This is a genomic window from Bacteroides luhongzhouii (assembly GCF_009193295.2).
Lineage (GTDB): Bacteria > Bacteroidota > Bacteroidia > Bacteroidales > Bacteroidaceae > Bacteroides > Bacteroides luhongzhouii.
On sequence record NZ_CP059973.1, the window covers coordinates 3,642,116 to 3,660,679 of the forward strand.

The following is an 18,564-nucleotide window of genomic DNA, read 5'->3' on the forward strand; positions in this document are numbered from 1 at the left end:
TAAATATGCATATTTGTTTTGTCTGTCGTGAATATCCACCTTCACTACGAGGTGGGGGGATAGCTTCGTATATTAAAGAAGTAGCACATGGTCTATATGCATTTGGGCATCAAATTACAGTGATTTGTGCATCTGATGATACTCGCCAAGAATCAACGTATGATGAAGGTGTATACGTAATACGTCTTAGGGGGGGGGATTTTCTCATTCCTGAAGTTGAGAAGCCTTCTTTATGGAAGAAGTTTCGTCCTTTCTATCGCTTTTCCAGTTACCGTAAGCACATTGTGATGGCTATAAGGCAGTTAGGTGATGTGGATATAATAGAAGTGCCTGAATATGGAGCAGAGGGGTATTTCTTAGATCAACTGAATATTCCAGTGGTGGTACGATTGCATACACCGATGCTACTCGATCATTATAAATTTTCTCTTCAGCCTTTCTCGAAGGACAATTGGCATTACTATTGGCAAGGAAAAAAGGAGCTCCAAGAGATGGTAAAGGCTGCCTATTTGTCATCATGCAGTACTTCGCTCAAAATATGGGCAGAGCAGTATGTAGGAGTAATGAAAGACAGAACGCAGGTCATTTATAATCCTATCGACGTGAATGCGTGGAGGAATTTTCAGTGGAAAGAAGAACAGCATGAGGTGAAAGAGATTCTTTTTGCTGGTACTATTTGTGATTGGAAAGGGTGTGGCGATTTAGTGGAAGCTTGCCGAATACTTCATCAAGAGGAGGCTTCTTGCCTGTTTCGTTTAAGTCTGGTGGGAAAAACTGGAATTTTTGCGGAACAATTACAAGCTAAGTATGGACATGAACCTTGGTTTAATTTAGTAGGTAAGGTACAACGTGAGGAGTTGATGGAAAGATATACTGCCGCTGATGTAATTTGTTTTCCTTCGTGGTGGGAGAATATGCCTATGGTTTGTATTGAAGCAATGCTTTGCGGAGGAATTGTATTGGGTAGTAGTTCGGGGGGGATGAATGAGATTATTGAGGATGGTAAAAATGGATTTCTGATAGAACCTCGTGATCCTCGACGTTTAGCTGATAAAATAAAGCAGATATTTACTTTATCGGAAGAAGAAAAGACTAATATTTCATTAAGTGCCCAACAGCGTATCAAAGATGTTTTCAGCCTGGATGCGATTATGAAGCAGCAGATAGCTTATTATAAAGAAGTGATAGAAGATTATAAGAAAAAGCAATGAAGATACTTTGGATTTCACCGTGGTTCGGTAATTACCGAATACCGGTATATGAAAATTTGAATAAACTTAGTGGTGGTAATTTCTACTTGATTTGTTCAGAAGAGAATACTTCAGCACTGGTAAGAGGGAAGTTGAAAGCGGTGTTGGGTAATCATGCTATTGTGATGAGTGGTGAACAACGCATGACAATGGGTAGTGATGAATCGGATTTTGCCAATAGTGCATTGGTGATAAAGAAGCAACCGGGGTTGTACAAGGCTATAAAGTCTGTGAAAGCAGATGTGGTTATTACCGAAGGTTTTGGTGGTTGGGCTCCCGCTGGTATTCGCTATGCGGTGACACATCGAAAAAAACTTTGTATGTTCTATGAACGTACAGCATACGTGGAACGTAACTCTCCTACATGGCGGTCGATGTATCGCCGATTGGTAGGTATACCTGTGGATTATTTTCTAATTAATGGTACGCTTACAGAGGAATATTTGAATGAGGTTTTGCACTTCAAGAAAACTCCGAAAGTAAAAGGTTGTATGTGTGCGGATAGTTTTGGCTTATCACAGGCAGTGGAAAAAGTAACTAGTGCAGACAAAGACGCTTTACGTAAAGAGTTAAACTTAAAGAATGGGTTAACTTTTCTTTTCGTTGGTCAGATGGTGGAACGCAAAGGCATAAAAGAATTGCTTGTGGTATGGGGGCAGCATATTACTGAATATCCAAACGATAACTTATTGGTAATAGGTAAGGGGGTTCTGGAAAAGCCACTGAAGGAGTTATATGCGGAGGATGATTCGGTTCACATTATGGGCGGCATCAATTACGATGAACTCTATAAATATTATGCACTTTGTGATGTTTTTATCATGCCTACGCTTGAAGATAACTGGTGTTTGGTGATACCGGAGGCAATGGCATGTGGCAAACCTGTGGCTTGCTCTATTTATAATGGTGGTCATTATGAACTGGTGCAAGATGGGGTGAATGGATATAAGTTCGATCCTTTGAAGCCTGAATTCATAATAGATATATTAGCGAAGTTTCATCAAGCCGATTTGTCGGCTATGGGACAAAAGGCGATTGAAATAGAAAGTAATTATACGCCTGACAAGGCGGCAGCCCGCATCTTTGAGGCTTGTGAAAAAGTATATAAACGATGAAGATTGATTATAGTAATATGCCTAATGAAGCAAGCAAGCTAAACTTTATATTGCGTTATATTTTCAATCAGTTACGTACATGGTATATGTTTCATATACGTTATCCATGGGTGAAATATGAGGGCTTTGTACGAGTAATGAAAGGCACGGGCTTTGCACAGAATATGGATGTACGGATAGGACATAATGTGCAGTTCGGTGATTACTGCAATGTAGCTTCCAATGTGTATTTTGGGAATAATATTCTGATGGCAGGGCGTGTGTGTTTTGTGGGGCGTCAAGACCATACATTTTCTATTCCGGGCAAAACAATCTGGAGTGGTGAGCGTGGAGATAATGGCATTACTATTATAGAGGATGATGTGTGGATTGGTACTGCCGCTATCATCATGAGTGGAGTTACGATAGGGAAGGGGAGCATTGTGGCTGCTGGATCGGTGGTAACGAAGGATATACCGCCTTGTGAGATATGGGGTGGAGTACCAGCGAAGAGGATTCGTGATCGATTTGAAAAGGAAGAAGAGAGAGAATATCATTTAAAACTCCTATGAAGCAACGAAATATAAGTATTGATATTTTGAAATGTTTTGCTGCAATCGTTATCACCAATTCGCATATGGACATACTTTATCCAAAGTTTGGTGCATTGGCTACCGGTGGTGCAATTGGTGATGCTCTTTTTTTCTTCTGTTCCGGGTTTACTTTATTCTTGGGCAGAATGGGACGGTTTGATAATTGGTATAAACGACGTATTAACCGTATTTATCCTACTGTCTTTGCATGGGCTATATTGGGTTCTTTATTATTTGGCTATCATAATGATATAAATAGAGTCCTTTTATCAGGGGGGGGCTGGTTTATTAGTTGCATAATGATATATTATATAGTGCTGTACTTCATACAGCGTTATTTGCTAGGACATTTGAAGTTGGTATTTATGCCGATAGGGGTAGCATGTGCTAGCTATTTTATATTAATTGACACTCCGATGGATTTTAATATGTATGGAGAGGGGTATTTTAAGTGGTTTCATTTTTTTATGTTTATGCTGATGGGAGCGATGATGGGTATTTCACAGCGGAAGCACAAATATCATTTTGTATGGGATGGATTGAAACTAATAGGATGCATTGTAGTATTTTATGCGCTGTATGCTTTTAAAGATATTGCGGTATATAATAAATTTCAGATGTTGACTTGGATTCCATTGTTGGGTACAGTATTCTATTTTTTCAAGTTATGTAACTCTGATTTTATGAAAAAGGCCTATCATCATTGTATAGTAGGCTGGATTATCAAACTGGTTGGTGGCTTGTGCTTAGAGATATATTTGGTGCAAACTTCTTTGTTTACAGATAAGATGAATGCAGTCTTTCCGCTTAACTTAATCGTAATGTTTGCAATTATAGTATTTGCAGCGTATATCTTACGTTGCAGTGCAAGGCTATTTGCACAGACATTCAAGGATATGGATTATGATTGGAGGGCAGTGTTTAAAGCCGTATAAGTATTAAGATGAATCTAACTAAGGAACATTCTATACAAATTAAAGGAGTAGCCATTCTTTGTATGGTATTATTTCATTTATTTGGTTTTCCTGAACGTATTCCAACTAGTGTGCAGTGGATGGGAATGCCTATTATCAAGGCACTTCAGATATGCGTACCTATATATCTTTTTATGGCAGGGTATGGTTTGCAATGTATAGTAGCAAAGGGAACAGTAACATGGATGAGCATTGGAAAACGGTTGAAGAAATTATACCTGTCTTTTTGGTGGGTAGCGATACCATTTATTTCTGTCGGTTGTATTGTAGGATATTATGCCCCTGATGTAAAAAATATCTTTTATAATTTATCGGGGCTTACAACTTCATGCAATGGGGAATGGTGGTTTTTTTCGCTCTATGCGGAGTTACTCGTTTTATTTTACTTTGTCAGTAAGATCAAATTAGGATGGAAAGGTTATCTGCTATTGATGTTGGGTTTATTGATTCTTACAAGGGGTTTAAACTGCGCATTACATCTAGATGAGGAGGTGATTGTGGAGAGGCATCTGAAAATGATATTAATAGATTTGAATATCTTTATGCTGGGCTGTTTCTTTGCTAAATTTAATATTTTCGGATGGCTGCATGAACGATGTTATTGGCTCTATGAAAAAATATACTTGGCTCCGTTACTTCTTGTGATACCGATTTTAGTGAGAGCTTATTTGCCTCTTATTGGTATTACAGAGTTGCTGATAGTTCCTATGTTTTGCATAGGAATTGTTAATGTATGTAAAACGGGGGGGGGTAAAATCTTACTTTTCTTTGGAAAACATTCAATGAATCTTTGGCTTGTTCATTCATTTTTCATTTTCTATTTTTTGAATGGCATTTCTTTTATTACAAATAATCCTCTTGTGATGTTTATTACTGTATTAGGATGTTCTTTGCTATGTTCTATAATCATAGAGTTCATAAAATCTAAGATTCATATTTAATTTTATATGCTTTCTATTTTAATAAACGCCTACGCATGTTCACCGAATATGGGTAGCGAACCGGGCATGGCTTGGAATTGGTGTGTAAACTTGGCTAAGTATTGCGAACTACACATCATTACTGAAGGTGAATTCTGTGACAAAATAGAGGCGGTAATACCTACATTGCCGCAAGGTGGTAATATGCACTTCTATTATAATCCGGTATCGGAAGAGGTGAGAAGGATGTGTTGGAATCAAGGCGACTGGCGTTTTTATAAACACTATCGTACTTGGCAATATCGCACGTATGAGATGACTCTTGATATTATGAAGATGCATCATATTGATATAGTGCATCAACTCAATATGATTGGTTTTCGTGAACCGGGATATCTTTGGAAGATAGAGGAAGTTCCGTTTGTGTGGGGACCTATCGGAGGATTGAAACAATTCCCATTGGCATACCTTGAAGGGGCTGGATTAAAAATGAAACTATTTAATAGATTGAAGAATATTATTAATGTGCTTCAGCTGAAATACGATAAACGAGTAAATGCTGCTTTTAAAAAAGCTGATGTTTTAGTCAGTTCTATACCTGATTCTTATCGAGCCATTAAGAGATATAAAAGATTGGAATCAGTGGTAATACCAGAAACGGGATGTTTCCCTTTGGCATGTGTTTCTACAGAACGATTTGATAATGCCATTTTCCATGTTTTGTGGGTAGGGAAATTTGATTTTCGGAAACTGTTGCCTTTGGCTTTGAAAGCGATTGCTGCAACGAAGAATGAACGAATCTTATTGGATGTTTATGGTACAGGTACAGATGACCAAGTTTCTACAGCAAAGGCTTTATCAGTGTCGTTGGGTATTGCTGATCGAGTGATATGGCATGGGAATAGACCAAATCATGAAGTGCATAAGAATATGCGTTCTTCCCAGATATTTTTATTTACTAGTGTGAGTGAAGATACTTCCACTGTAGTGTTAGAAGCTGTAAGTAATCAGTTGCCAGTAGTGTGTTTTGATGTTTGTGGTATGGCTACAGTCATAGATGAAACAGTTGGTCGTAAGATAACGTTGTCATCTCCAACACAATCTGTCAAGGATTTTGCTAAAGTATTGAATGAATTAGAAGCAGATAGAAGTTTGTTAAAACAACTGTCATTAAATTGTCGTCAACGACAAGAAGAATTGTCTTGGAATAATAAGGTAAAACAGATGCTGGAACTGTATAAATCATGCTTTTTCACCGTATAGTGATACGTTTTGATGAGAGCTAAGAAATAATTTCCGCAAAATAAATGAATGAAATTAATCCTCTAATTTTTTAATTTCATATGATTAAGTTAAAAGAACTCTCTATCATGGAGAGTATAAATCAACTAAAAGCATTACCGCAAGGTAAGTTGCTAATAAACACAATTAATGCACATTCTTACAATACTGCTCTAAAGGATCCACTTTTTGCCAATGCACTGATGAAGGGAGATGCACTTATCCCTGACGGAGCAAGTATTGTAAAAGTTTGTAAATGGTTAAAGATGCAAAGCCAACCGCGGGAACGAATAGCAGGTTGGGATCTTTTTGTTCTTGAGATGAATCGCCTTAATGAGAAAGGAGGGCGATGTATGTTTATGGGTAGCTCGGAGAATGTTTTGGCATTGATTAAACAACGGGCAGCAGTGGATTATCCGAACTTGGAAGTGGTGACTTATTCACCTCCTTATAAACCGGAATTTTCACAGGAAGATAATGCGGCTATTGTGGCGGCTATTAATGAGGCAAATCCAGATCTGTTGTGGATTGGTATGACGGCTCCCAAGCAGGAGAAATGGATTTACAGTAATTGGCAAAAATTGAATATTCATTGTCATGTGGGTACCGTAGGGGCGGTGTTTGACTTTTACGCTGGTACTACTGAACGGGCTCCATTATGGTGGCAACAACATTCGTTGGAATGGCTCTACCGATTGATAAAAGAACCTAAGCGAATGTGGCGTAGGTACTTGATTGGTAATGTGTTGTTCTTATGGAATATTTGTAAAGAGATATAGATTATACAATGATATGAAAGGTATTGTTTTAGCTGGTGGTAGCGGTACGCGTTTGTATCCTATTACCAAAGGCATTAGCAAACAGCTGATTCCTATTTTTGATAAACCGATGATTTATTATCCAATTTCGGTTTTGATGTTGGCGGGTATTCGTGAGATATTGATTATCTCTACTCCACATGACTTGCCGGGATTTAAGCGCTTGCTGGGTGATGGTAGTGACTATGGCGTGAGGTTTGAATATGCAGAACAACCGTCACCTGATGGATTGGCGCAAGCTTTTATTATTGGTGAGGATTTTATTGGCAGTGATTCGGTCTGTTTGGTATTAGGTGATAATATCTTTCATGGGAATGGCTTCAGTACCATGTTGAAAGAGGCGGTGTACATGGCAGAAAAGGAGCAAAAAGCTACTGTGTTTGGCTATTGGGTAAGTGATCCGGAACGCTATGGTGTGGCGGAGTTTGATGATGAGGGTAATTGCCTAAGCATTGAGGAAAAACCTGTACTGCCAAAATCGAACTATGCGGTAGTGGGGCTTTATTTCTATCCTAATAGGGTGGTAGATGTAGCGAAGCACATCAAACCGTCAGCTCGTGGGGAATTGGAGATTACCACTGTGAACCAGCGATTTCTGGAGGATAGTGAGTTGAAAGTACAGACACTGGGACGTGGCTTTGCTTGGTTGGATACGGGTACACACGACTCGTTGAGTGAAGCATCGACCTTTATTGAGGTGATTGAAAAACGACAAGGACTGAAAGTTGCTTGTCTGGAAGGTATAGCGTTTAGACAAGGTTGGATTGATGCCGACAAGATGTGTGAGTTGGCCCAACCGATGCTGAAGAATCAATATGGGCAGTATTTGTTGCAGGTGGTAGAGGAAGTGGAACGCACAGGAAAGAGTAATTTATGAATAAAAGAAATATTATCATTACCGGTGGAGCCGGATTTATAGGCAGCCATGTGGTACGTTTGTTTGTGAACAAGTATCCCGATTACCATATTATCAATCTGGACAAGTTGACTTATGCGGGAAATCTGGCTAACTTAAAAGATGTAGAGAATAAACCAAACTACACTTTTGTAAAAGCGGATATTTGTGACTTTGAGATGATGCTGAAGATTTTTAAACAGTATCATATAGATGGGGTTATTCATTTAGCTGCCGAAAGTCACGTGGATCGTAGTATCAGAGATCCGTTTACTTTTGCTCGTACTAATGTTCTTGGAACTCTCTCTTTATTACAAGCTGCCAGGTTAACTTGGGAGTATCTTCCGGAAGGCTATGAGGGTAAGCGTTTCTATCATATTTCAACTGATGAGGTGTATGGAGCATTGGAATTGACGCACCCGGAAGGCAAGTCTTCGGATATATCTGCACACGAAGTATATGGCGATGAGTTCTTCAAAGAGACAACAAAGTATAATCCACACTCACCCTATTCGGCTTCGAAAGCGGGTAGTGATCACTTTGTACGCGCTTTTCATGATACTTATGGTATGCCGACTATTGTGACAAACTGTTCGAACAACTATGGACCTTATCAGTTTCCCGAAAAGTTGATTCCGCTGTTTATTAACAACATTCGCCACCGCAAACCGTTACCTGTATATGGTAAGGGAGAGAATGTGCGCGACTGGCTCTATGTGGTAGATCATGCAAGGGCCATAGACGTGATTTTCCATAAAGGTAAGGTAGCGGATACGTATAACATCGGTGGCTTTAACGAGTGGAAGAACATAGACATTATCCATGTGATTATTAAGACTGTGGACCGATTACTGGGTAATCCGGAAGGACACAGCGAGGAACTGATTACTTATGTAATGGACCGCATGGGACATGACTTACGCTATGCTATTGACTCTACGAAACTGAAGAATGAATTGGGGTGGGAGCCTAGTCTACAGTTTGAAGAGGGTATTGAGAAGACGGTGCAGTGGTATCTGGATAATCAAGAGTGGATGGATAATATCACCAGTGGTGCTTACGAGAGCTATTACGAGGATATGTATAAGAATAGATAATCTGTATGGAAGTTGTTAAGACAAATATTGAAGGGGTGGTAATCATTGAACCGCGTCTTTTTAAGGATGACAGGGGATATTTCTTCGAATCGTTCTCGCAAAGGGAGTTTGACGAAAAGGTACGTCCCATTAAGTTTGTACAAGATAATGAAAGTATGTCCTCGTATGGAGTGATGAGGGGACTACATTTTCAAACTATGCCTTACAGCCAAAGTAAGTTAGTACGTTGCGTAAAGGGTGCAGTGCTGGATGTGGCTGTTGATATCCGCAAAGGTTCGCCTACCTATGGTCAGCATGTAGCGGTAGAATTGACGGAGGAGAATCATCGTCAATTCTTTATTCCTCGTGGTTTTGCTCATGGTTTTGCTGTATTGAGTGAAACGGCAGTGTTTCAATATAAATGTGATAACTTTTATGCTCCACAACATGATGGAGGTATCAGTATATTAGATGAATCACTTGGCATTTGTTGGAGAATTCCTACAGGTAAGGCTATCTTAAGCGAGAAAGATACTAAGCATCCACTATTGAAAGATTTTGAATCTCCATTTCTGTATGGAGAGGATTTATATAAATAGCATATAATAATAACGATATATGTAGGTCCCTAACTTCATGCTACACACATGAATCCCCTACATTTTGCAGGTTGGGAAAAATACAGCGGTATATTCCTGATCTGTCCCCTCATATTAGCAAAATGCTGATATGTATTCTAAATATATCAACTGTCTGTGAAGATCGTTGATATATTGTTTTTTAATAGTATGCTTATTGATTAAAAATAATTGTAGTTAGACTATATAGTCTCAGATTTACTTACTATTTTTGTAGTATCAAAAACTTATAAAATGAAAAAGAAAGAATCTAATGATATAGAGAAAGGACAATGTCCTACTCATGTCTCTGAGCCCGTATCTGAATATGGAGTTTCTGCACATCGTAGAGACACAGAAAAAGTATCGCAAATGATGACTCAGAAAATGTTAGATGAAGAATGTATTACTTTGTCGGAATCAAGGAGTCGAATTTTAAAAAAAGTTCATAATTATTTCCGCAAGCAATGAAAGTGTTTATAGATAAAAGTGTACATGCATCTATAGAAGAATTTTATGATATCGCTCTTTGGGGGTATCTTGCTTTGGATGAGCAGACTGTAATTAATAAAATGAATCGATTGTATGATGCCATGGAAGCTTTAGGTGATTATGCTAGGATATATTCTAAAGCACGTTTAAAGAAAGAATGGATTGAAAAAGAATACAGAGAATTTATTTGTGAGGATTTCCATTTTGCATACCAAATTTATACTCTACCTGATGGCGAAGAAATTGTGAGAATACACGATGCATGTCATAGCTTAATATATCACGAATAATGAACAGGGAATATTTACTCTGTTCTGTAATTATCTCAAATTCCTAAAATACGCCCGCACCTTCCGCATAATCTTGATTCCCATCACTACGCCATCAAATATGGCCATACCGGTATTGAACGAACGCATGATTGCATCCGCCTTGTTGGTTGCCGGAGCAAGTGGAGCAAATATTTCGCGTGTAGTAGCTGTCATGGCCTTTTTTTGAGCATGGATCTCATTTAAAAGCTTCTTTTTACGTTCGGCAATCTCTTCTAATGTAAATTTCTGCGGGGTCTGCGCATTCATAATTTATTTATTTGAATCAGTTAAAAATAAATTAGCGAGGAAGTTCACCATTGGAGAAATGATGAGCTGCTTGCGGAAAATAATAACCAAGGCGATGAGAACAACATTGATGCCTGCTATGATGGCGAAACTCGACATCAGACCGCCCACTAAAGGCTCCAATATATAAGCAAGAGCAAAAAGCAGATAAAACAGGGCAACCATGCCAAGGATAATAAGTACTAATATCATAATTAACGTGGAAAAAAGTATGGTTAACTTTTCCGTCAATTCTAATTTGGTATATTCTTTTTGAAGCTCCAGATATTTCTTAAACTCAAAAAATAACTGCTGAAAATTCTCAATACTTTTATCGTCTGCAAACATAGTCGCTCTGTTTTTAGTCTTTGGTTACTTACTTATTCTGCTATTTCTCCTTTCATCTCCGCAGCAATCTCATCAACGAGAGTTTCCATTTCGCTACGGTTTAGTTTGATTCCTTTTTTACGAAGAATTTCTGCGATTTTGTGACGGGTATCTTCGCCTTTTTCAGGAGCAAATAAAATACCAAGGGCTGCGCCTACGGCTGCACCACCCAGAAAAGCTGCTAAAACATTCAATCCTTTCATAATGTATAATGTTTAAAATGATTATGATACAACAAATATAACATTTTTATGGAAAGGTTGTTCATGAAAATAGAAAAAAAGTGCTTTGTTTTATAATTCTTTTTTCTTTAGTGGTTTAATCTTATTTAACTGACTTTCGTAGCTAACCTTTGAAGGTTAAGGCGTACTTTTGTTTTCGAATATTGTAAATCAAAACATAATGGAAGCTAAGATTGTTTTTATAACCGGTGCCAGTAGCGGAATTGGAGAAGGTTGTGCCCGTAAATTTGCGAAGGAGGGATGGAATCTGATTCTGAATGCCCGTACCGTTTCGAAACTGGAAGAACTGAAAGCCGAACTGGAAGCGACGCATGGTGTACGGGTTTATGTATTGCCCTTTGATGTACGTGATCGGAAGCTGGCTACCGCCTCTTTGGAATCATTGCCCGAAGAATGGAAGGCGATTGATGTGTTGGTGAACAACGCCGGACTGGTGATCGGCGTGGATAAAGAATTCGAGGGTAACCTGGATGAATGGGATGTCATGATCGATACGAATATAAGAGGACTGCTGGCAATGACGCGTTTGGTGGTGCCCGGTATGGTAGAACGCGGGCGCGGACATATTATTAATATCGGCTCTATTGCCGGTGATGCCGCTTATCCGGGAGGTAGTGTGTATTGCGCAACGAAAGCTGCCGTGAAAGCTCTTTCAGATGGACTCCGGATCGATTTGGTGGATACTCCGTTGAGAGTGACGAACATCAAACCGGGAATGGTGGAGACGAACTTTACAGTGGTGCGTTACCGGGGAGATAAGGAAGCGGCTGATAATTTTTATAAAGGGATTCGTCCGTTGACAGGAGATGATATTGCGGAAACGGTTTATTTTGCCGCGTCGGCTCCTGCGCATATTCAGATTGCGGAGGTGCTTTTGATGCCTACTTATCAGGCAACGGGTACTATTTCGTATAAGAAAAAGCCGGAATAGACGTTTTTTTGACGGATTTCTTTGCCGGATGATAAAATTTCTATTATTTTGTTGCCCGAAACTAAATGTAATAGACGAGAATATTGAATTATTAATTAAAACAGAGTATAGGAATATGAAAAAATTAGTCGTATTAGGAATGGGAGTATGCTTGGTGCTAGCATTTGCATCTTGTAAATCCAGCGAAAGTGCCTATAAGAAAGCTTACGAAAAAGCGAAACAACAAGAATTGGCAGAACCGCAGGTGGAAGCTCCGGTAGAAGTAACTCCGGTGGTTGCAGCTCCTGTGACAACTACTAAAGTGGCAGATACATCCGGCGTTCGTCAGGAAAAGGTTACAGTGGTCTCCGGCAACGAAGGGTTGAAAGATTATAGCGTCGTAGCAGGTAGCTTTGGTGTGAAAGCAAATGCAGAAGGCCTGAAAGATTGGTTGGATGGACAGGGATATCACTCTACGATTGCATTTAATGCTGACAAGGCAATGTATCGTGTTATCGTAAACTCATTTGCTGATAAGGCTGCTGCAGCTGAAGCTCGCGACGCATTCAAGGCTAAATATCCGAACCGTTCGGATTTCCAGGGTGCTTGGTTGCTGTATCGCGTATATTGATTTCTTTTTGGTAATATATATTGGAAAGAACGAACGTTTTTTCCGAATAAGAAGGCGGTAACTGGGAAGTTACTGCTTTTTTATTGAAAATGAGTGACTTTTTTCGTTTAGATATTTTTATCTTTCTACTAAAAGAAGTTATAAATGATAGGAGGGAAACTTTTATAGCAAAGAAAGTTTTTACTTTTGTCAACTCTTAATTTGGAGAATGTATTGCCTGAATGTGAATAAGGCATTAATTATAGAGATTGAATGGAACAAAAATATGTAATGGCTGCTATCGACGCGGCTTTAAAAGCAGGTGAAAAGATTCTTTCTATTTATAATGATCCGGCATCGGACTTTGAAATAGAGAGGAAGGCTGATAACTCTCCGCTAACTATAGCAGACAGAAAAGCGCATGAAGCGATTGCGGCTATTCTGAATGATACTCCTTTTCCTGTTCTTAGTGAAGAAGGGAAGCATCTAGGGTATGAGACTCGGCGTGAGTGGGATTCTTTATGGATTGTAGATCCTCTGGATGGAACGAAGGAGTTTATCAAACGTAATGGAGAATTTACGGTAAATATCGCTTTGGTGCAGAATTCTGTACCTGTGTTCGGTGTTATTTATGTACCTGTGAAAAAAGAACTTTATTTCGGGATTGAAGGTGCAGGGGCGTATAAATGTTCCGGTATTGTCAGTTTGGAAGGTGACGGCGCGGCATTGGAAGAACTGATCGGGAAATCGGAACGGATACCTTTGAAGGAAGTGCGCGATCACCTGATTGTGGTTGCTTCACGTTCGCACCTGTCGCCTGAAACAGAATCATATATTGCAGATTTAAAGAAGAAACACGGCAGTGTGGAGTTGATTTCGAGTGGAAGTTCTATTAAAATCTGTCTGGTTGCTGAAGGAAAGGCTGATGTATATCCGCGTTTCGCTCCGACAATGGAGTGGGATACGGCCGCAGGGCATGCGATAGCCCGTGCCGCAGGGATGGAAGTATATCAGGCTGGAAAGGAAGAGCCTTTACGATATAATAAGGAGGATTTATTGAATCCGTGGTTTGTCGTTGAATCAAAAAGAGAACACCAAATAATGTTTATATGACATTTGAAATTGTATTTGTACTATTATCCCTATTAGGAATGGTAGCGGCTTTGGTAGCGGATAAGATGCGTCCGGGCATGATACTTTTTTCGGTAGTGGTTTTGTTTCTGTGTGCCGGTATCCTGACTCCTAAGGAGATGCTGGAAGGGTTTAGTAATAAAGGGATGATTACCGTTGCTCTGCTGTTTTTAGTGAGTGAAGGTATCCGTCAGTCGGGTACACTGGGGCAAGTGATAAAGAAGTTGCTTCCGCAGGGAAAGACGACGGTGTTTAAAGCACAGTTACGTATCTTACCTTCGGTGGCATTTATTTCTGCTTTTCTGAACAATACGCCTGTCGTGGTTATTTTTGCCCCGATTATCAAGCATTGGGCTAAATCGGTGAATCTCCCGGCTACGAAGTTCTTGATTCCTCTTTCTTATGTGACTATTTTGGGAGGTATCTGTACGTTGATCGGTACTTCTACCAACCTGGTGGTGCATGGAATGATATTGGAAGCCGGATTTGAAGGCTTCTCCATGTTCGAACTTGGAAAGGTGGGAATATTTATTGCTATTACCGGGATTATTTATATATTTCTTTTTTCCAAGCGTCTTTTGCCGGATGCACGTCCGGACACGGCTGTGCCGGATGAGGAGGTAGAGGAAGGAGAAAAGTTGCATCGGGTAGAGGCTGTTTTGGGTGCTCGTTTTCCTGGTATCAATAAAAAACTGAAGGATTTTAATTTCCAACGTCATTACGGTGCGGAGGTAAAAGAGATTAAAACACGTAACGGACAACGTTTTGTGTCGAATCTGGAGGATGTGGTACTTCACGAAGGAGATACGCTGGTAGTGATGGCTGATGATACATTTATCCCGACATGGGGTGAATCTTCTGTATTCGTTTTGTTGACGAACGGAAATGAACCGGATACTACCGGAAAGAAAAAACGGTGGTTTGCTTTGTTATTGTTGGTTCTGATGATTGTCGGCGCAACGGTGGGTGAACTTCCGGTAACAAAGGAGATGTTTCCGGATATCAAGTTGGATATGTTTTTCTTTGTGTCTATCACTACTATTATTATGGCATGGACAAATCTGTTCCCAGCCCGTAAATATACTAAATATATTTCGTGGGATATATTGATTACGATTGCTTGTGCTTTTGCTATCAGCAAAGCAATGGTGAACTCCGGTGTGGCGGATAGCGTTGCGAAGTTTATTATCGGATTGAGTGATGATTATGGTCCGTACGTATTGCTCGCGATGTTGTTTATCATTACGAATTTGTTTACGGAACTGATAACGAATAATGCTGCGGCTGCCTTGGCTTTCCCGCTGGCATTGTCGATTGCTTCGCAATTGGGAGTAAGCCCGACACCATTCTTTGTGGTGATTTGTATGGCTGCGTCTGCAAGTTTCTCAACGCCTATCGGTTATCAGACGAATCTGATTGTGCAAGGTATCGGCAACTATAAGTTTACGGATTTTGTACGTATCGGACTGCCACTTAATATTATAACTTTCTTAATATCTATTATCCTGATCCCGTTGATCTGGAACTTTTAATAAATAAATTTGTAAATGGAAGAAAAGAACCATATATATCCGATATTTGACCGCATGATGACGCGGCAGGACAAGGAAGAGCTTTTGGGACAGCACAGTGTGATGATCTGGTTTACCGGATTGAGCGGTTCCGGAAAGAGCACGATTGCTATTGCATTGGAACGCGAACTCCACAAGCGCGGATTGCTTTGCCGTATCTTGGATGGGGATAATATCCGTAGTGGAATTAATAATAACCTGGGATTCTCCGAAACGGACCGGGTGGAAAATATTCGTCGTATAGCTGAAGTGTCTAAACTGTTTCTGGATAGTGGCATCATTACGATTGCTGCATTTATCAGCCCTAATAATGATATTCGCGAAATGGCTGCAAATATTATCGGTAAGGATGATTTTCTGGAAGTTTTCGTTAGCACTCCGCTGGAGGAATGTGAGAAACGTGATGTGAAAGGCTTATATGCGAAGGCGCGGAAAGGGGAGATTCAGAATTTTACAGGAATTTCCGCGCCATTCGAGGTTCCGGAACATCCGGCTTTGTCACTGGATACTTCCAAATTGACTTTGGAGGAATCGGTGAACCGTTTGTTGGAGCTTGTTTTGCCAAAAGTGAAGAGTATAAAATGAAGAATGACGAATGAGGAATGAAGAATTAGTGTGCGGTTATCTGCAAATTCATGATTCGTAATTCATAATTTTTAAAATAATGGAAGAATATAAATTAAGCCACTTGAAGGAACTCGAAGCCGAGTCTATTCATATCATCCGCGAGGTGGCGGCGGAATTTGAGAATCCGGTGATGCTTTACAGTATCGGAAAGGATTCTTCGGTGATGGTACGCTTGGCTGAAAAAGCGTTTTATCCGGGTAAAGTGCCATTCCCATTGATGCACATCGACTCGAAATGGAAATTTAAGGAGATGATTCAGTTCCGTGATGAATATGCGAAGAAGTACGGATGGAATCTGATCGTGGAAAGTAATATGGAGGCTTTTCATGCAGGGGTAGGACCTTTTACGCATGGAAGCAAAGTGCATACAGACTTGATGAAGACGCAGGCATTGCTTCATGCGCTGGATAAATATAAGTTTGATGCAGCATTTGGTGGTGCCCGCCGTGATGAGGAAAAGTCACGCGCGAAGGAACGTATTTTCTCTTTCCGGGATAAATTTCATCAATGGGACCCGAAAAATCAGCGTCCTGAATTGTGGGATATTTATAATGCCCGTGTGCACAAGGGAGAAAGTATCCGTGTATTTCCGATTAGCAACTGGACAGAGCTGGACATCTGGCAGTATATTCGTCTGGAGAATATTCCGATTGTTCCGCTTTATTATGCTAAAGAACGTCCGGTGATTAATTTGGATGGTAATATTATTATGGCAGATGATGAGCGTTTGCCTGAAAAGTACCGGGATCAGATTGAAATGAAGATGGTGCGTTTCCGTACGTTGGGCTGCTGGCCTCTGACTGGGGCGGTGGAAAGTGGAGCTGCTACAATCGAAGAGATTGTGGAAGAAATGATGACTACCACCAAGAGTGAGCGTACTACTCGCGTGATTGATTTTGATCAGGAGGGTAGTATGGAACAAAAGAAACGTGAAGGATACTTTTAATTGTAACTAGTAATGGCAGATAATAAATTAGATATAAAAGCTTTTCTGGACAAGGATGAACAGAAAGACTTATTGAGACTGTTGACTGCGGGTTCGGTGGATGACGGAAAATCAACATTGATCGGACGCTTGTTATTTGACAGTAAGAAATTGTATGAAGATCAACTGGATGCACTGGAACGTGATAGTAAGCGTGTAGGAAATGCAGGTGAGCATATCGACTATGCGTTATTGCTGGATGGTTTGAAGGCTGAACGTGAACAGGGAATTACTATTGATGTGGCTTATCGCTATTTTTCTACTAATGGCCGAAAATTTATCATCGCAGATACTCCGGGGCACGAACAGTACACCCGTAACATGATTACCGGCGGATCTACGGCGAACTTGGCTATCATTTTGGTGGATGCCCGTACGGGGGTGATTACCCAGACTCGTCGTCACACTTTCTTGGTGTCTTTGCTGGGTATCAAACATGTGGTGTTGGCTGTCAATAAGATGGACTTGGTGGATTTCTCGGAAGAGCGTTTTAATGAGATCGTGGCTGACTATAAGACGTTTGTTGCTCCGTTGGGTATTCCAGATGTAAACTGTATTCCGCTCTCTGCATTGGATGGGGATAATGTGGTGGATAAGTCTGAACGTACTCCGTGGTACAAGGGGATTTCTTTGCTTGATTTCCTTGAAACGGTTCATATTGACAATGACCACAACTTTACGGATTTCCGTTTCCCGGTTCAGTATGTGCTTCGTCCGAATTTGGATTTCAGAGGATTCTGCGGTAAAGTTGCGTCAGGGATTGTTCGCAAAGGCGATACAGTGATGGCACTTCCTTCCGGAAAAACATCTAAGGTGAAGAGCATCGTGACTTATGACGGAGAGTTGGATTATGCTTTCCCACCGCAGTCTGTGACATTGACATTGGAGGATGAAATTGACGTGTCGCGTGGTGAGATGTTGGTGCATCCTGACAATTTGCCGACTGTGGATCGTAACTTCGAAGCTATGATGGTTTGGATGGATGAAGAGCCGATGGATATTAATAAATCGTTCTTTATTAAGCAGACTACCAATTTGAGCCGTACGCGCATCGATACAATAAAGTATAAGGTGGATGTGAATACAATGGAACATCTGTCTCTGGAGAATGGTCAGTTGACCAAAGAAACTTTGCCTTTGCAATTGAATCAGATTGCCCGCGTGGTGTTGACTACGGCTAAAGAGCTGTTCTTTGATCCTTATAAGAAAAATAAATCGTGCGGTTCCTTTATCTTGATTGATCCGATCACCAATAATACTTCTGCGGTAGGTATGATTATCGACCGGGTGGAAATGAAAGATATGAGTGACACGGAAGATATTCCGGTATTGGATATGACGAAGCTGGAAATTGCTCCGGAACATTATGAAGCGGTAGAAAAAGCTGTGAAGGAGTTGGAACGCCAAGGCTTGGCCGTACGACTAATAAAATAGATTGTTAAACAATAAATTGAAAACAGAAAATGACAGCATCCTGTCATTTTTAATTTTTAAT

Annotated in this window: 22 protein-coding genes; 19 read left to right on the forward strand and 3 right to left on the reverse strand. The window is 40.2% G+C overall.

Features of this window, described 5'->3' with window-relative positions:
- Positions 1-5: 5 nt before the first annotated feature.
- From GD631_RS13310 to GD631_RS13365, 12 genes are all read left to right on the forward strand, one after another.
- A complete protein-coding gene (locus tag GD631_RS13310) occupies positions 6-1,211 on the forward strand; it encodes a glycosyltransferase family 4 protein (RefSeq protein WP_143257428.1) in 1,206 nt (401 codons plus the stop codon).
- Positions 1,208-2,365, forward strand: a complete 1,158-nt coding sequence (locus tag GD631_RS13315) for a glycosyltransferase family 4 protein (RefSeq protein WP_143257429.1) — start codon at positions 1,208-1,210, stop codon at positions 2,363-2,365. Before GD631_RS13310 ends, GD631_RS13315 begins: the two co-directional genes overlap by 4 nt.
- Positions 2,362-2,916, forward strand: coding sequence for a DapH/DapD/GlmU-related protein (locus GD631_RS13320; RefSeq protein ID WP_143257430.1), 555 nt, complete (start codon positions 2,362-2,364; stop codon positions 2,914-2,916). Before GD631_RS13315 ends, GD631_RS13320 begins: the two co-directional genes overlap by 4 nt.
- Positions 2,913-3,872, forward strand: coding sequence for an acyltransferase family protein (locus tag GD631_RS13325; RefSeq protein ID WP_185911465.1), 960 nt, complete (start codon positions 2,913-2,915; stop codon positions 3,870-3,872). The genes GD631_RS13320 and GD631_RS13325 overlap by 4 nt, the downstream gene beginning before the upstream one ends.
- 8 nt (positions 3,873-3,880) lie before the next feature.
- The gene (locus GD631_RS13330; protein WP_143257432.1) at positions 3,881-4,852 is read left to right on the forward strand and encodes an acyltransferase family protein; all 972 of its coding nucleotides are present in this window, start codon (positions 3,881-3,883) and stop codon (positions 4,850-4,852) included.
- A gap of 6 nt (positions 4,853-4,858) precedes the next feature.
- On the forward strand, positions 4,859-6,094 hold the full coding sequence (locus GD631_RS13335) for a glycosyltransferase family 4 protein (RefSeq protein ID WP_143257433.1): 1,236 nt from the start codon (positions 4,859-4,861) through the stop codon (positions 6,092-6,094).
- Positions 6,095-6,174: 80 nt separating this feature from the next.
- On the forward strand, positions 6,175-6,891 hold the full coding sequence (locus GD631_RS13340) for a WecB/TagA/CpsF family glycosyltransferase (protein WP_143257434.1): 717 nt from the start codon (positions 6,175-6,177) through the stop codon (positions 6,889-6,891).
- Positions 6,892-6,904: 13 nt separating this feature from the next.
- Positions 6,905-7,807, forward strand: coding sequence for a glucose-1-phosphate thymidylyltransferase RfbA (rfbA, locus tag GD631_RS13345; protein WP_143257435.1), 903 nt, complete (start codon positions 6,905-6,907; stop codon positions 7,805-7,807).
- Entirely contained in the window at positions 7,804-8,922 is a 1,119-nt protein-coding gene (locus GD631_RS13350) for a dTDP-glucose 4,6-dehydratase (protein WP_074637047.1), read from the forward strand. The genes rfbA and GD631_RS13350 overlap by 4 nt, the downstream gene beginning before the upstream one ends.
- Before the next feature lie 5 nt (positions 8,923-8,927).
- Positions 8,928-9,500: a dTDP-4-dehydrorhamnose 3,5-epimerase gene (gene rfbC / locus GD631_RS13355; RefSeq protein WP_143257436.1), complete on the forward strand. Its 573-nt coding sequence runs from the start codon at positions 8,928-8,930 to the stop codon at positions 9,498-9,500.
- 273 nt (positions 9,501-9,773) lie between these two features.
- On the forward strand, positions 9,774-9,989 hold the full coding sequence (locus tag GD631_RS13360) for a hypothetical protein (protein ID WP_143257437.1): 216 nt from the start codon (positions 9,774-9,776) through the stop codon (positions 9,987-9,989).
- On the forward strand, positions 9,986-10,300 hold the full coding sequence (locus GD631_RS13365) for a hypothetical protein (protein ID WP_143257438.1): 315 nt from the start codon (positions 9,986-9,988) through the stop codon (positions 10,298-10,300). Before GD631_RS13360 ends, GD631_RS13365 begins: the two co-directional genes overlap by 4 nt.
- 30 nt (positions 10,301-10,330) lie before the next feature.
- Here GD631_RS13365 and GD631_RS13370 read toward each other — a convergent pair whose 3' ends face one another.
- The 3 genes from GD631_RS13370 to GD631_RS13380 are packed head-to-tail and all read right to left on the reverse strand — an operon-like array spanning position 10,331 to position 11,196.
- On the reverse strand, positions 10,331-10,588 hold the full coding sequence (locus GD631_RS13370; protein WP_143257439.1) for a hypothetical protein: 258 nt from the start codon (positions 10,586-10,588) through the stop codon (positions 10,331-10,333).
- Between the two features lie 3 nt (positions 10,589-10,591).
- Positions 10,592-10,954 carry a phage holin family protein gene (locus GD631_RS13375; protein ID WP_004297511.1) on the reverse strand — a complete coding sequence of 121 codons (363 nt, stop codon included), beginning with the start codon at positions 10,952-10,954 and terminating at the stop codon, positions 10,592-10,594.
- Positions 10,955-10,986: 32 nt separating this feature from the next.
- Positions 10,987-11,196 (reverse strand): YtxH domain-containing protein, encoded by a 210-nt coding sequence (locus tag GD631_RS13380; protein WP_004297513.1) that lies wholly within the window; start codon positions 11,194-11,196, stop codon positions 10,987-10,989.
- Positions 11,197-11,395: 199 nt separating this feature from the next.
- On the opposite strand from GD631_RS13380, the gene GD631_RS13385 reads away from it, so the two are divergent.
- The 7 genes from GD631_RS13385 (at position 11,396) to cysN (ending at position 18,503) form a co-directional block, all read left to right on the forward strand.
- The gene (locus tag GD631_RS13385) at positions 11,396-12,166 is read left to right on the forward strand and encodes an SDR family oxidoreductase (RefSeq protein WP_143257440.1); all 771 of its coding nucleotides are present in this window, start codon (positions 11,396-11,398) and stop codon (positions 12,164-12,166) included.
- A 115-nt stretch (positions 12,167-12,281) separates the two neighbouring features.
- The gene (locus GD631_RS13390; protein ID WP_004307254.1) at positions 12,282-12,776 is read left to right on the forward strand and encodes an SPOR domain-containing protein; all 495 of its coding nucleotides are present in this window, start codon (positions 12,282-12,284) and stop codon (positions 12,774-12,776) included.
- Positions 12,777-13,028: 252 nt separating this feature from the next.
- Positions 13,029-13,868: a 3'(2'),5'-bisphosphate nucleotidase CysQ gene (cysQ, locus tag GD631_RS13395; protein ID WP_185911466.1), complete on the forward strand. Its 840-nt coding sequence runs from the start codon at positions 13,029-13,031 to the stop codon at positions 13,866-13,868.
- Positions 13,865-15,418: an SLC13 family permease gene (locus tag GD631_RS13400; protein WP_143257441.1), complete on the forward strand. Its 1,554-nt coding sequence runs from the start codon at positions 13,865-13,867 to the stop codon at positions 15,416-15,418. Before cysQ ends, GD631_RS13400 begins: the two co-directional genes overlap by 4 nt.
- Before the next feature lie 15 nt (positions 15,419-15,433).
- Entirely contained in the window at positions 15,434-16,042 is a 609-nt protein-coding gene (cysC, locus tag GD631_RS13405) for an adenylyl-sulfate kinase (protein ID WP_015531641.1), read from the forward strand.
- A gap of 76 nt (positions 16,043-16,118) precedes the next feature.
- Positions 16,119-17,030 carry a sulfate adenylyltransferase subunit CysD gene (gene cysD / locus GD631_RS13410; RefSeq protein WP_181981116.1) on the forward strand — a complete coding sequence of 304 codons (912 nt, stop codon included), beginning with the start codon at positions 16,119-16,121 and terminating at the stop codon, positions 17,028-17,030.
- Between the two features lie 12 nt (positions 17,031-17,042).
- Positions 17,043-18,503, forward strand: a complete 1,461-nt coding sequence (gene cysN, locus GD631_RS13415) for a sulfate adenylyltransferase subunit CysN (protein ID WP_143257442.1) — start codon at positions 17,043-17,045, stop codon at positions 18,501-18,503.
- Positions 18,504-18,564: the final 61 nt, after the last annotated feature.

Excerpts from the sequence above, each read along its gene's own strand:
- cysQ (WP_185911466.1), top strand. The coding sequence starts at position 13,029 with ATGGAACAAAAATATGTAATGGCTGCTATCGACGCGGCTTTAAAAGCA.
- rfbC (WP_143257436.1), top strand. The coding sequence starts at position 8,928 with ATGGAAGTTGTTAAGACAAATATTGAAGGGGTGGTAATCATTGAACCG.
- cysN (WP_143257442.1), top strand. The coding sequence starts at position 17,043 with ATGGCAGATAATAAATTAGATATAAAAGCTTTTCTGGACAAGGATGAA.
- GD631_RS13335 (WP_143257433.1), top strand. The coding sequence starts at position 4,859 with ATGCTTTCTATTTTAATAAACGCCTACGCATGTTCACCGAATATGGGT.
- GD631_RS13365 (WP_143257438.1), top strand. The coding sequence starts at position 9,986 with ATGAAAGTGTTTATAGATAAAAGTGTACATGCATCTATAGAAGAATTT.
- cysC (WP_015531641.1), top strand. The coding sequence starts at position 15,434 with ATGGAAGAAAAGAACCATATATATCCGATATTTGACCGCATGATGACG.
- GD631_RS13400 (WP_143257441.1), top strand. The coding sequence starts at position 13,865 with ATGACATTTGAAATTGTATTTGTACTATTATCCCTATTAGGAATGGTA.
- GD631_RS13385 (WP_143257440.1), top strand. The coding sequence starts at position 11,396 with ATGGAAGCTAAGATTGTTTTTATAACCGGTGCCAGTAGCGGAATTGGA.
- GD631_RS13320 (WP_143257430.1), top strand. The coding sequence starts at position 2,362 with ATGAAGATTGATTATAGTAATATGCCTAATGAAGCAAGCAAGCTAAAC.
- GD631_RS13315 (WP_143257429.1), top strand. The coding sequence starts at position 1,208 with ATGAAGATACTTTGGATTTCACCGTGGTTCGGTAATTACCGAATACCG.
- GD631_RS13310 (WP_143257428.1), top strand. The coding sequence starts at position 6 with ATGCATATTTGTTTTGTCTGTCGTGAATATCCACCTTCACTACGAGGT.
- GD631_RS13390 (WP_004307254.1), top strand. The coding sequence starts at position 12,282 with ATGAAAAAATTAGTCGTATTAGGAATGGGAGTATGCTTGGTGCTAGCA.
- GD631_RS13375 (WP_004297511.1), bottom strand. The coding sequence starts at position 10,954 with ATGTTTGCAGACGATAAAAGTATTGAGAATTTTCAGCAGTTATTTTTT.
- GD631_RS13350 (WP_074637047.1), top strand. The coding sequence starts at position 7,804 with ATGAATAAAAGAAATATTATCATTACCGGTGGAGCCGGATTTATAGGC.
- GD631_RS13370 (WP_143257439.1), bottom strand. The coding sequence starts at position 10,588 with ATGAATGCGCAGACCCCGCAGAAATTTACATTAGAAGAGATTGCCGAA.
- GD631_RS13380 (WP_004297513.1), bottom strand. The coding sequence starts at position 11,196 with ATGAAAGGATTGAATGTTTTAGCAGCTTTTCTGGGTGGTGCAGCCGTA.
- rfbA (WP_143257435.1), top strand. The coding sequence starts at position 6,905 with ATGAAAGGTATTGTTTTAGCTGGTGGTAGCGGTACGCGTTTGTATCCT.
- GD631_RS13325 (WP_185911465.1), top strand. The coding sequence starts at position 2,913 with ATGAAGCAACGAAATATAAGTATTGATATTTTGAAATGTTTTGCTGCA.
- GD631_RS13330 (WP_143257432.1), top strand. The coding sequence starts at position 3,881 with ATGAATCTAACTAAGGAACATTCTATACAAATTAAAGGAGTAGCCATT.
- GD631_RS13360 (WP_143257437.1), top strand. The coding sequence starts at position 9,774 with ATGAAAAAGAAAGAATCTAATGATATAGAGAAAGGACAATGTCCTACT.
- GD631_RS13340 (WP_143257434.1), top strand. The coding sequence starts at position 6,175 with ATGATTAAGTTAAAAGAACTCTCTATCATGGAGAGTATAAATCAACTA.